Origin of the sequence: Streptomyces sp. NPDC057474 (assembly GCF_042802555.1) — a bacterium.
Lineage (GTDB): Bacteria > Actinomycetota > Actinomycetes > Streptomycetales > Streptomycetaceae > Streptomyces.
This window is the reverse complement of record NZ_JBHVDX010000003.1, coordinates 1-12,710: the sequence shown is the minus strand read 5'-3', so window position 1 is coordinate 12,710 and position 12,710 is coordinate 1. Positions and strand designations below refer to the sequence as shown.

The following is a 12,710-nucleotide window of genomic DNA, read 5'->3' as shown; positions in this document are numbered from 1 at the left end:
CAGCTGAGGATCACGCGGCAGCCCTCACCGTCTGGTCGCACAACCAGGCGGCCGCCATGAGGGCCTGCATCCTCGTGCGGTCGAACCGCCCGCCCGGCTTGAGCCCGCCCTCCAGCAGCGGCCTCAACGACGCCGGGGCCTCGGTGAGGGCGGTGTGGATCTGAGCGTCCGCCCAGCCTGCCAGGGGCCCGTTCAGCCAGGACGGGACCGGGCTGGCGAAGCCGAGCTTGTCCCGGCTGCCCCAGACCTCGCGGGGCAGCCCGAGGGCCTTCGCCGCGTCCCGCAGGATCCGCTTGCCCTCGGCGGGGTGACAGATCTTGTGCTCCGCGGGCAGCCGGTAGGACAGCTCGACCAGTTCCCGCGCCAGGTAGGGGGAGCGGCGTTCCAACGCGTAGGTGGAGGCGAGCTTGTCACTGGTCATCACCAGCGGCCGCCAGGCCGTGGCCAGGTCGGCGAGTGTGAGGCCGCGGGCCAGATCCCCGCCAGCAGTGTCCATCGCGGCGGCGATGAGGTCGCGGATCCGCCCCTCGGGGTCGGGGCCGCGCAGGACGAGCCGGGTCACCGCCTCTGCCGGATCGAGGCCTTCACCGGCAGCGTGCATGAGCTTCGCGGCCAGCGGCCGGTAGGCGTCCATCCCCGCGGCCAGGACCGCGTCCGGGCCGAAGAGGACCAGGCCATGGCGGACGTAGCCCATCAGGAACTCGTCCGGCCCCAGCCCGCCGACCACGACCCGCAAACCCAGGTCGGCGACCTTCCGGTAGGCCATGTACTCGGAGAACGTGGACGCGTTGCCCATCGGATAGTCCAGGGCGGACATCATGTGCGCCAGCGCCCTGGTGAAGTCGACGTGGTCCGGCTCGACCACCACCAGCTCGGCCCCGATGTCGGATGCGATCCGGGCCGCGATCTGCGACTCGTCGAGCCGGTCCTGTCCCGGGTAGCGGACGGTGACACAGACCGGCGGCCGCAGCAGATAGGCCAGCACCGACGAATCGAGCCCACCCGAGAGTAAGAGCGCGAAGTCGCAGGCCGGGGCCCGCAGCGTGACCTGCTCGGCCAGCACGACGGTGAACTTCGCGAGGGCCTCGCTGTAGGTGCCGGTGAAGGGCTGCCGGGCCTGGAGGCTCCAGTAGGTGTGCTGGTCCAGGGAGCCACTGGCGATGTCGAAGGCCAGCAGGGTGGCCGGGGCCAACAGTTGGATGCCCTGAAATGGGGTGTCGACGCCGACCGGCGTCTCGATCGCGATCGCCTCGGGCCGCAGGACGAGCGGGGCGGCGCCGTAGCCGGTCAGGGTGGTGACCTCGGAGGCGAACGCGAGCCGGCCGCCATCCAGACGCCAGTAGAGCGGCTTCTCACCGAGCCGGTCGCGGGCCAGGAACAGCTTGCCGACGCGCGGGTCGTAGACGGCAAGGGCGAACATGCCGTCCAGCCCGTCCAGGCAGGACGGGCCGATCTTCACCCAGGCCCGCAGCAGGAAGTGCGCGTCGCTCTCCCGGGCCGTTAGCGGGATGCCCCAGGCAGCGGCCTGCTGGCGGAAGTTGTAGATCTCGCCGTTGAAGGCCAGCAGCACTCCCGACTCGCGATCCTGGTAAGGGCCGGGCATCGTCTGTGGGTTGACGATCAGTAACGTGTTCATGGCCAGCACCGCCTGCCCGTCGCCGGAGGCGGCGCGCATGGTGCCGTCCGGGCCGCGGTGGGCCTGCGAGGCGGCCATGGCGCCGACCGTGCGCTCATGCCGGACGGCGTCAGCTCCGGCCAGGCCTGCGATTCCGCACATCTCTGGTTCGCCCCCGAGTCAGGTGGTGCCTTGGCGGCGGCCGCCGCCGGAAGGAGATCCGTCCAGTCCCGGCGGCGGCCTGGGCTCTCATCACAGCCGCCCGGTCGATGGGCGGGGAGGGCTCGCAGGGGGGCTCACAACTCGCAGACGGGGTTCACCGCGAGCCGGAAGGCATTACCCTCGGTGACCCAACACACGGAACGCGTACGACTCTTCGCCCCGGCGAGTACAGACCTATGTGCTCAGCCGTCTGTTCGAGTCGGCCGCGGTCCCGGAGACCGGCAAGGGGAGAGGTCGTGGCATCGACCATTCGCCGGACCCGTCCGCCGAACGCGGACCTGGCTCGGCTCATCGAAGCCAGCGGCGCGAGCCACAAGTCCCTGGCCCTGCGCGTCAATCAGCTCGCCCATGCCGCCGGGACAGAGACGGACTACTCACACACTTCGGTGGCGAACTGGTGCAGGCGTGGGATGACGCCGAAATGGCCGGTCCCGAAGCTGTTGGCGCAGGCCATCGGCGAACGGCTCGGCCGGCCCGTCGCCCTGGGCGAAATCGGCATGGGCGAGGCGGAGACAACCGACGCGGATGTGGGGTTGGATTTCCCCAGAGACCCCGCCGATGCCGTCCGCGTCGCCACTTCGTTCTGGAGCTCCGTGAACCGCCGTGACTTCCTGGCCGGATCCGGCTTCGCCGCCTCCGCCTTCACCACCCCCGTCACCCGATGGCTCGTCACCCCCGCCGACGAGACCGCCGACCACAGCGGCGGCCAGCAGGTCGGCCGGGCCGACCTCGACGAACTGCGCCAGGCCGCCGACGACGCCCGCCGCTGGGACTCCAAATACGGCGGCGGGAACTGGAAAGCCAACTCCGTCACCCACTGCCTCGACCACCGGGCCGCCCCGCTGCTGCAAGGCAGCTTCTCCGACGAGATCGGCCGCGAACTGTTCTCCGTCACCGCGCAGTTGTCCCGGCTCGCCGGCTGGACGGCCTTCGACGTCGGCCAGCACAATGCCGCCCAGCGGCACTTCATCCAGGCCCTCCGCCTCGCCCGCGCGGGCGGCGACGTACAGCTGGGCTGCTATGTGCTGGCCACCATGGCCATGCAGACCCTGATGCGGGGCTTCGCGTCCGAGGCCGTGGACATGGCCCAGGGCGCCTTCAACCGGGCCAAGGGACAGGCCGTCCCCAGGGTGCTGGCGTTCACCAAGCTGATCGAAGCCCGCGCTCACGCCCGCGAGAACGACCCCCGGGCCGCCTCCCGCGCCCTGAAAACATCCGAAGACCTCCTGGGCCAGGCGAAGGACGACAGCGGCGACGAGCCCGCCTGGATCGACTTCTATCACCACGCCCGCCTCTCGGCGGACGCTGCTGAGGTCTTCCGGGACCTGAAGAACCCCAAAGCGGCCCTCGGCTGGAACAAGCAGGCCGCCGCGATGCCGACCGGGGTGTTCACCCGCTCCGTCGGCATGCGGCTCGCCATCGTCGGGACCGCCCACCTCCAGGCCCGCGACCTCGACCACGGCCTCGCACTCGGCCACCGCTCCGTCGACATCCTTGCCCGCGTCCAGTCCACCCGCGCCAAGGACTACGTACGCGAGTTCAACACCGCCCTCGCCCCCTGGCGGCGCGAGCCCGCCGTCCGAGAGTTCATCCACCGCACCCGCACCGAACTCGGTGTCGCCGCCTGAGCACGGCCAGACCGTGGCACGTCACTCGAACGATCTGCCGTCTGCAGCACTCCCAGGTGTAGAGGCTAGGCCACCCCCGAGTTCGCCTGCGGCGTCGCGGCTCGCGTGCCGGGTCAGAAGTAGTCGGCTCGATCAGTCATCCAGCGCCTGACCGGCCAGGTAGCCGGGGTCCGTGTCCGACCGGATCCGTGGCGCGCGGGTGGGTCTGGCGGGGCGCAGGCTGAGCCTTACGCTGGTCACGCACCACCGTCCCTGGTGGATCGGGTGCTTATGCTCGCGCAGGTCCGCGTCGACCGCCGGTGGCCCGGTAGGGGCCGCGGCTACATGGCATTGACGTGGGTTCTCCTCCAAAACAGGGAGAAAGCCCGTGCGTCCCGCCGGACAGCCCAATCAGCGCTTGCCGCGGACGGCGTGAACGATGTCTGCGACCGCTGCGAGGACTGCTGCCCGATGCTCAGATTCGGTGTTACGCAGCGCGAACCGCGCTACGAGCACGGCGGTAGCGGCAACAATGGCAAGGCTGGAAATGACCACGGCCGGCCAGACGAGTATGGGGTCCATCGGTGTCTTCCTCCCTGGTAAGGCCCGCTCGCAGCGGGGCCAGCCCTAGGAGAACTCGAACGGCCTCCGCGCGTCCGCAACCTCCGGACGAACCGGATTGGACCGAGAACCTGCCTGGTCAGGCAGACATCCGAGGCTGTCCGGGCCGGACTGGTCCGACGGCCGGACAGAAGGGGAAGGGTGCTGTATGAGTTCTGCGACGCCTGTCGGTCACCCTGGCCGGGCTGCGCTGGCACAGGCACTGCAGCACCTGGAGAGCCGCGCAGGTTACGGCACCGGAGACCCCAAGCGGTCCCGTAAGAAGGCAATCCAGGAGGCCAATCAGGCTTGCCGTCAGGCCCGGTTGCCGACTCTGAACGAGAAAACGGTCAGCGACTGGTTCCGCCTCGGCCGCGTGACCGATGACTTCGAGCCGCTGTGGCGGCTGGTCACCGTGCTCCTCGACTGGCAAGAGGAGACAGAACACGGCCCAGAAGGCCCGCATCTAGCGAAAAACGCACTGCGACAGGCGGTCCGTGAAGCCTGGAAAAAACGGCTGGAGCAGGCGAAGGCTGTCGAACCCCAACCGCGGAAGCCCTCGTCATCCCCTGCCCCCTATCTGTGGGGCGAGCCCATCAGCACCATGAACCCCATCACTGGCCTGGAAGTCCATCGCGCCATCGCCCCGCGGGCCGGCGCCACGGAAAGCAGCGACCTTCCGCTCTACGTCGAACGGCCCCACGACGACCTGCTGCGGCAGCGAGTCGACCGCGCGACGCACGGCGGCAGCCAGCTCGTTGTACTTGTCGGTGACTCCTCCACAGGCAAGACACGGGCTCTGTGGGAGGCGATCCAGGGCCTCCCCGACGGCTGGCGAGTATGGCGGCCATCGGGGGCCAGCGAACTCATGGAAGCGCTTGCCCGGATCCCACGGATGCCCCATACCGTGCTGTGGCTGAACGAAATGCAGCGCTACCTCAAAGGAGCGCAAACCCAGGCACTCGCTGAAGCTCTCGATGCGCTGCTCAACACCGTGGCACGGGGCCCGGTGCTCGTCGTAGGGACGCTGTGGCCGCACGAGCACCGTGACCTCACCAGCGACGCCTATCCCGCGGCAGCACGCTTGCTGAAAGACCGGCACATCCGCGTTCCCGACAGTTTCGACGAGGCGTCCCGCCAAGAGCTGGCTAGATCGGCAGAACGTGACCCGCGGCTCGCTGAGGCCCTGGCCGAAGGCCAAGAGGCGATCACGCAGTACCTGGCTGGCGGACCGGCCCTCCTCGATCGCTACGCGATATCCCCGGAAGTACGGGCCCTGGTGGACGCGGCAGTGGACGCGGCACGCCTCGGCTACCGGGAAGACGTCACCGAGGCCTTCCTGCAGGCAGCGGGTTGGTCCCTGGTTCCTGAGACCTACCGCAGACGCCAGCACAAGGACTGGCACACGCGCTGGTTCCACGAGGCCCTTGCCGACGCAGCGCAGGACTGCCGCGGCGTGCCCGGCCCGCTCACAACGGATCCCCCCGGCCCCGGGACGCCGAACACAGCGCCAAAGACCTACCGGCTAGCGGACTATCTGCGCCACCACATCGAGCCGCAGCGCAGGCTGCTGTGCCCTCCCGACGCTTGGTGGCGGGCGGCTGCCGACCATCTGACCTCCCCCGCGAACCTCCTGGCGCTCTCGGGCGCTGCCCGACACCGCGCCCGCTACCAACTGAGCGCAGCCCTCGTCCAACAGGCGCTGGACCACGACCCCGCCGCACCCGGCCACAGCCCACTCATCGAGCTGCACTACAAAGCAGGCCACCGGCCACAGGCGGAAGACATCGCCCGTAAGGCACTGGCGGCAGGAGATACCCATGCCGTGGTCGCACTGGCCCGGCTGCTGCGCCAGGACGGATTCCTCCGGGACGCAATTGCCTGGCAGCGCAAAGCGACAGCCCTTGGCGCCGAAGATGCCTGGGCCGGCCTCGCGACGACCCTATTGGAAGCCGGAGAGATCGATGAAGCCGTCAGCGCCGCCGACCACCTCGACGATTACCGTCTGGACAATTTCGCCACTGCGCTCACCGACGCGGGCCACTGGGACAGACACCTGCCACTCGCACGCCGGCTAGCAGCCGACGGCAAGCTCCTCGCACTCCTCTCACACGCTCACAAACTCGCCGAGAACGGCCAGAGGGACGAAGCAATCGCCCTCCTCACCGAGACAGGGCGACTGGAAGCACCCGGCGCCTACGAAGACTTGGTCGACCTCCTCGAGGACAGCGGTGATCCCGAAGCAGCGGAAGAGGCTGGGCGGCAGGCAGCCATCGAGCACGATTCCGGCAAAGCGCTGAAGCGGCTGTCCCGGCGCCGGGAAGAGCACGGTGACATGCGTGGATCCGCGAAGGCATTGCGGACACTGGGCTCCTGCCCCGGCTGGGAATGGTGGCTGCTGGCCGCGTCCTACGAGTACCTGGAAGCAGGGGCTGTGGACAGCGCCACTCAGGCAGCCGAGCAGGCGATCGCTGCCGGCGAACATCAGGGGTGGGTGATGCTCGCCCACATCAGCACCCGCACACATGACAGCGAACAAGCCCAGCGAGCAGTCGCCCAAGCCGCCGCCTCACAGGATGGCGAAACGCTGCGGTTCCTCGGCGAATTCCACCGCGAATACAACGAAACCGAAAAGGCAGACGCCGCCTACAGACGCGCCATCGAACTGGGCTGCCCGGACGCGTGGGACGACCTGGCTGCCCTGTGGCATGACGTCGGCGACACCGAACGCAGGGATGCAGTCGTCACCCAAGCCATCACCAGCGGCACGATCAAGTCCCTGCATGACCTGCCAGCCCACTACGCCCGTTCGGGCGCCCGGACTGAAGCCCGGGCGCAGGCACGCCTGGCGGCCGAACACGGCGACGAGGGCCCAGGTTTCTCGCTGGCCATGAGGTGGCGCCGGGAAGGCGCTCACGAGGACGCATTGGCAGTCGCGCTCGACCTCGCCCACGCCGGGTTCCCTTCAGCAATCGAGAACATGATCCACCTGGCAGCCCATGCCGACGAGACCGAGAAGATCATTCTTTACGCCCAAGCGCACTTCGCCACCGGCACTCTGAAAGCGGCCCAATACCTGCTGCCCGCCTACGCCAAAGCAGGCGACCGCACATCCTTTTCTACGATGCTGCGGCACGTGCAGTCTTCCCGCTCCATCCTGGCCGTGGCAGGACAACAGTGCGAACACCAGGGATCGCATGCCGAAGCTTTCACTCTTCTCGAGCGGGCCAAGAACCTAGGCGCCCCGGAGACGTTGCTCCCCCTGGCGCGACTCCACCGCGCTGCTGGGCACAGAGACCTGGAGCGCCAGCTTCTGTATGAGGCAATCGACGCGGCAGTACCAGACGCAGCAAAAATGCTAGTTGCACACCACCAGGAGCGCGGCGACCCAACCACAGCTCAGATGCTGCAACGCTGGGGCGTGACCCACCAGACACCAGCCACACCGTGGTAACGCCCAGACCTCAACGCGCCACGCAAGCGTGCTGACCCACAACCAGAGAAGCCGTGCAGGCCGGCGAAAGGAGGGGAGCCTGTGACTGGCGACCCTGGACCCGCGTGGTGGGACGTTGCCCCCGTGCTCCTCACGGAGCTACGTCAGAGAGCGGCACGCCCCAGCTGGTCACCACGCGGCAGCGGGAGTGCCCTCGGCGGTCAGCCCGTTTGCCAGCAGCGCCTGCCACTGCCGGTCGGGGTCGTCGTCCTTGCGTCGTGCAGCCAGGTCCTCCAGCGCTTGCCGGTCACCTGCGTCGGCAGCGAGCCGTGCGAAGTGTTCGGCCCGGGTGAACTCGCCCGCCGCTTCCAGGTGTTCGGCGAGCAGGCCCGGCGCCCATGCCAGAGCCTCGTCGTAGGCACGCCACAGCAACGGCATTACCCGCTCGCCTGTGCGGTCTTGTGCCAGGCGGCGCAGCGCCCAGGAGCGCTGGCTGGCCGGTGCCTGCCAGGCGAGCTGCTCGGCCGCCTCCAGCCGGCCCTCCTGCTCACGGCCCCGCACCAGCTCCCACAAGGGCGTGGTGTAGCCGCGAGCCGCAGCATGCAGAGCCCACTGGTCGGCCTCACCGGCCAGGCCGGCCTGCTCGGCCCGCTCCACCAGCGCCCGGACGGCCTGTCTCACCCGGGCGGCTGCCGCACGCTCCAACAACACCCGGCGCACGGCATCCGGAACCTGCTCGTCGCGCAGGGCACGGTGAGCCAAGGCCCACAGCGCCCACGGGTTCGCCCGGACCACTTCGCTCTGCAGCAGCGACTCCGCCTCCTGCGTCTGCCCGCGCTCGCGCAGACGGCGCAGCAACTGCTCCAGCGCCCAGGCGTTTCCGGCCTCCGCGACTTCCTTCAGCGCGCCGTCGCCCGCCGTCGCACCCTGCGTACCGTCCAGCAGAGCCACCAGCTGGCGCAGCGCCCACGTCTGTCCGGACGCCATGGGCAGCACGGCCGGGTCGAGGTACTCGCGAAGCGACCGGCCGCCCATCTCGAAGTCGATGAGGGCCACTCCGGCTTCCCGCTGCCGACGGCGGCGTTCGAAGACAGCGATCGCACCCCGGTACAGGCGGCCGGCATCCGCGCTGCGCCCGTCGGCCTCAGCCTGCTTGGCGAGCTCCTTCAACGGGGTGGCCTCGCCTGCGGCGAAGGCCTCCCGGGCGGCCTGCTCCGCCTCAGCCGCGGACCCGCCCGCCAAGGCAGCCAGCTCGCCCAGCGCACGGCGGTCGCCCGCTGCCCGCAACACCGCCCGCGCCCCGGCCAGGTCGCCTCGCTCGCGCAGGTCGCCCGCGTAGGCGCGCAGAACCTCCGGATCGCTACACCGAGCGACCTCGGCATACCAACGGTCCGCCTCCTGTGTCTCACCGTCCAGCATCAGAGCGCGGGCCAGATGCAGCTGGGCAGTGGCGTTACCCCGGCCTGAGGCCTCCCGCACCAGCTGTTCGGCCTGCTGATACTCCTCCTGCTCCAGCAGCGGCATCAGCAGCTCCTCCAGAACATCGCCGTCACCGGCCAGCGAGGCCTGCTCCTGGACACGGCGGGCTTCGCCGGCCCGCTGACGCTCCTGCCACAGCCAGGCCAGAGACTGCCCGGCCTGAAGGTCACCCAGATCCAGAGCCCGCTGATACAAGCCGGCGGCCTCGGCATCACGCCAGCGTGCCTGCGCCGCCTGTCCCAGCGCCCGCACGAGGTGAGCATCGGGCAGGTGGCTGCGGGCCGCGCGCCAGAACGAGGCCGGGGGAGCGGAGAACCGGCGCTCCATCCGCCCGACATGGTCCATGTAGTCGGCCAACCGGAACCCGTCCCGCCCGCTGCCCGCAGGCCGGGCCCGTACACGGCTGAGCAGCCCCCGTACACCCTTGCTCGGCTGCTGCGTGTAAGCGAAGGCGTCCTCCAGCCAGTCCTCGCCCAGCACGTCGTAGGCATCGTCGCTGAGATAACCCTCGGCCGCGGCCTTGAGGAACTCCCGCTCCACCAGCGTCACACCGCCCAACCGGCTCGCGTCCATGGCGGCACTGATCACCGCACGCGCCGCAGCCGGGGCCGTACGGTAGCGCTCCAGCAGGGCCGGAGCCCCTGCCAGGTACTGGGTGATGCGGCCATCCGCGGTATGCGCCAGCGCGTCGGCCAGCCGGGGATCGTGGCCGCCCACCGTCCGCGCATCCTCCAGCTCCTGCGCCTCGAACGCAGCCGGCACGTGCACGGCCTTGCCCTCGAGCAACGCCCGCGCCTGCGCATACGAATCGGGCCTACCCGCCACGCGTGAGGCGGTCAGCGTGTCCCAGAACTCCGGCCAGACGGTCCCCACAACGAGCACCGGCCCGTTCGTGCTGTCCTGCAACATCTCCCGCAGACCAGCCGCAACCTGCTCAGCGCCCGCGCCTGCCTGCTCGCCGACGTACTGCTGCAGCTCGTTCAGCCAGATCGCGGTACGCGGCGCGATGCCCTCCTGCAACGCGTTCGCCAGAGCCCGGGCCGGCGACGGGTCGAGCGGCTGCCACAGCCGTCACCCAGCCGGCAGCTCGGCCACCGCCTCCCAGCACGCCCTCGTCTTGCCCGAGGACGACTCACCGACCAGCACCACCATCCGGCTCGCACCGCCGACGGCCTGTTCCACCACCCCACGAACAACCTCATCGTGGGCGCGCCGCACATACAGCGGCAACGCCCCCGGCACCGCGGCCGCCACGTCGACGGGCTGGTGCACCTCCCACTCGCTGAACGCCTCCTCAGGCCGCAGCTCGGCCACCAACCGGCCCCGGACCGGCACCCGCAGCGCGGGCCCGTCTCCCGGGACCGGGCGAGCAGGACGACCGCCACGCCGCTGCCGCCGCTCCTCAACCGCCCCCTCCCACAGCCTCGACCACCCGCCAGGCGCCCCCGCACAGCCCGCCTGTAGAGCCTGCTGGGCGAAGAAGGAGACCAGGAACTGCACCACCCGCGCCTGCGACGGCACGGCCCGCCCCGCCAGCCAATCACTCAACGAGGACGTACTCAGCCCGACGGACGGCCGCTGCAGCCGCCCCTGACGCACCACCGCCGCCAACGGGGGCGAACCCGCCCTCTCATACAGGCCCTTCAGCATGGCCGCAAAAGCCCGCGCCGCCGTGCCCTGTTCCACCCGCCCCCCTACATCCGTCCGCCGCGCTTGCCCCGGAAAACCCGCCATATGGGCACTGACCAGCGTAGACGCTCCCCACCCTCCATCCAGAACATCGCCGGAAACCTGTCGGACGGAGCCCAATAAGGCCACCAAGAGCCCCGCCGCACCGGCGGAACACCCAAGGAGGCCACGCCCATGTACCGACTGCTCGACCTGCTCAACAGCCCCCTCGCCACCACCCTGTTGGCGACCCACTCCCTCACCGTCGGGGGACTCGCCCTGACCGCCGTGTACGCACCGACGGCCCAGCGCCGGCAAGCAGCCCTCAAGGCACTGGCCGTGCTGCTCGGCCGCTCGCCACGCTCCCGCGACTGAGCATGCCCGCCCGGACAACAGGCCCCAAGCCGGGCTGAGCTGGCGTAGTTCCTCTGGAGGGACGACCCCACCAGCACCGAGCTGCGAGTTCACATTTGGGCTGTGATCTTTCCAGTGGTTCCGGTCGCCCCGCCACTCATCAGCGCGGACCGCTCGGCGATCTTGGGTATGGCCGACACGCCTTCCTGCGGCGCTTCAACGAGGGGCAACCGCACCGGTATACAGGCGATTCGCCAACGTCCCAGCTCAGCCCGTCCTTCCAGAGGAGCTGCCCCCCGGCATGCAGCCTTCCGCGTGTGGGCCTGTGGGCGAGGGCGAGGTCAGTACCGCCAGTGCCAGCGGTTGTCCGTCGAGTCCAACCGGCAGTAGATCACTGTGCCCGACGAGTTCGTACCCGAGGTTCCCGCCAGCGCCTGCGGGCAGAACTGCCCAGCCTGATAGCAGTTGCCGGCCGGAGACTTCGGTGTGCACCCGGCAGGCTTGGGCGGCGCGTAGGTGGGCGCGGACTTCGTCGGCGTATGGATGAGCGTGGGTTCGGGCGAGTGAGTAGGGGTGGGCGTTGACTTCGGCTTCCTCTTGCGCAGGCACAGGTCGTAGGTGTCGTCGAAGTAGATCGCGTAAGACTTCGGTCCGGTCTTCTTTGCCCGGCAGACCAGGCTGTTTTTGTGTCGTGCGATCGAGGACAAGTCCGTCACGAAGGACACCTTGTGGTCCTCGTTGTGGGTGTAGAGGTTGATCTCATAACCCGCCTCAGCCAGCCCGTCGCCGTGGGTGTAAGTCATGAAGTCCAGTGAGAATCCAGAGCGGTCAGCGTGCTTCGCCGCGCTGCCCACGCTCTTCTTGACCAGGGCGCCGGTGTCAGGGAAGGGCTCCGCCGAAGGGGGTTGCGGGGGGCTAGACCCGGCTTCGGAGGCGGCGTTATGCGGCATGTCACCCTTCGCGTCAATCTCTCCGCGGCCGCACCCGGCGAGCAGGGCGGCGCAGGACATGATCAAGACGGGTATGACAGCGCGTCTCACTGAGTCTCCTGGAGTGGGATGTTCAGATGAAGGAGCCGACGGCAACCTCCAGGCACTTTAAGCGGCAATGGGGGAGTACCGGAGCAACCCAGCGGCCGAAGTGCCAGATCAGGCCGTAGCTGGGACGGCCCGCCCGCTTGCCGGATCAGCGGACGCACTGGCGATCCAGGAGATCTGAGGAACCCCTGCGGCACTGCGGCTTACCGTTTGGCCGCCAGAAGACCGGCCAACAACACATAAACCCATACTCCTGACGCCACCGCCCAAACCTCCTGACGCCGTCAGGCGGCATCTCCCGCAGAAAGACGAGGAACATGTACCTGCCGCCACCCCATGCCGTCAGGCATGAACCGCCAAAGAAACACAACACCTGCCTCAGCAAAGGAAACTGACACTTCCTCAGTCCTGAGACAGCCGAACACTTACTCAAGCTTCCCGACAGGGAAGCTGCAAGCAACCCAAATATCTGTGCAACCCACCCCGTTATGACATCACCGGCGCCGCCAGGCGCCGGTCCTCAAGTCTCACCATTCCCTCCCCGCCAGGGGAGGGGCCTTCACCACCCCTCGTCCTGCCGCCAGGCAGGACACCCATCCCTCTGCCGAGCGGGCCGCCAGGCCCGCCAACTCACAGAGAAACCAACCAAGTTGGCCCGCCAGGGCCAACCCCGTACACGACACACAGTCGTGCCG

General features: G+C 69.2%; 8 protein-coding genes. 3 read left to right on the top strand and 5 right to left on the bottom strand.

Features of this window, described 5'->3' with window-relative positions:
• Positions 1-10 precede the first annotated feature (10 nt).
• On the bottom strand, positions 11-1,714 hold the full coding sequence (locus ACFU53_RS01210; protein WP_383984556.1) for an asparagine synthetase B family protein: 1,704 nt from the start codon (positions 1,712-1,714) through the stop codon (positions 11-13).
• Between the two features lie 359 nt (positions 1,715-2,073).
• Here ACFU53_RS01210 and ACFU53_RS01205 point away from each other — a divergent pair, with 359 nt between their 5' ends.
• Complete coding sequence (locus ACFU53_RS01205; protein ID WP_383984553.1) at positions 2,074-3,465, top strand: sporulation protein; 1,392 nt, start codon at positions 2,074-2,076, stop codon at positions 3,463-3,465.
• A 390-nt stretch (positions 3,466-3,855) separates the two neighbouring features.
• Here the strand turns inward: ACFU53_RS01205 and ACFU53_RS01200 are convergent, their stop codons facing one another.
• Positions 3,856-4,026: a hypothetical protein gene (locus ACFU53_RS01200; protein WP_383984550.1), complete on the bottom strand. Its 171-nt coding sequence runs from the start codon at positions 4,024-4,026 to the stop codon at positions 3,856-3,858.
• A 187-nt stretch (positions 4,027-4,213) separates the two neighbouring features.
• On the opposite strand from ACFU53_RS01200, the gene ACFU53_RS01195 reads away from it, so the two are divergent.
• Entirely contained in the window at positions 4,214-7,498 is a 3,285-nt protein-coding gene (locus ACFU53_RS01195) for a tetratricopeptide repeat protein (RefSeq protein ID WP_383984547.1), read from the top strand.
• Positions 7,499-7,666: 168 nt separating this feature from the next.
• Here the strand turns inward: ACFU53_RS01195 and ACFU53_RS01190 are convergent, their stop codons facing one another.
• Together ACFU53_RS01190 and ACFU53_RS01185 are read right to left on the bottom strand one after the other, a co-directional pair.
• Entirely contained in the window at positions 7,667-9,976 is a 2,310-nt protein-coding gene (locus ACFU53_RS01190; protein ID WP_383984544.1) for a hypothetical protein, read from the bottom strand.
• A 51-nt stretch (positions 9,977-10,027) separates the two neighbouring features.
• On the bottom strand, positions 10,028-10,642 hold the full coding sequence (locus ACFU53_RS01185) for a hypothetical protein (RefSeq protein WP_383984541.1): 615 nt from the start codon (positions 10,640-10,642) through the stop codon (positions 10,028-10,030).
• Between the two features lie 177 nt (positions 10,643-10,819).
• On the opposite strand from ACFU53_RS01185, the gene ACFU53_RS01180 reads away from it, so the two are divergent.
• Positions 10,820-10,999: a hypothetical protein gene (locus tag ACFU53_RS01180; RefSeq protein WP_383984538.1), complete on the top strand. Its 180-nt coding sequence runs from the start codon at positions 10,820-10,822 to the stop codon at positions 10,997-10,999.
• Between the two features lie 320 nt (positions 11,000-11,319).
• On the opposite strand, the gene ACFU53_RS01175 is transcribed toward ACFU53_RS01180, so the two are convergent.
• Positions 11,320-11,781, bottom strand: a complete 462-nt coding sequence (locus tag ACFU53_RS01175) for a hypothetical protein (RefSeq protein WP_383984535.1) — start codon at positions 11,779-11,781, stop codon at positions 11,320-11,322.
• Between the last annotated feature and the right edge of the window lie 929 nt (positions 11,782-12,710).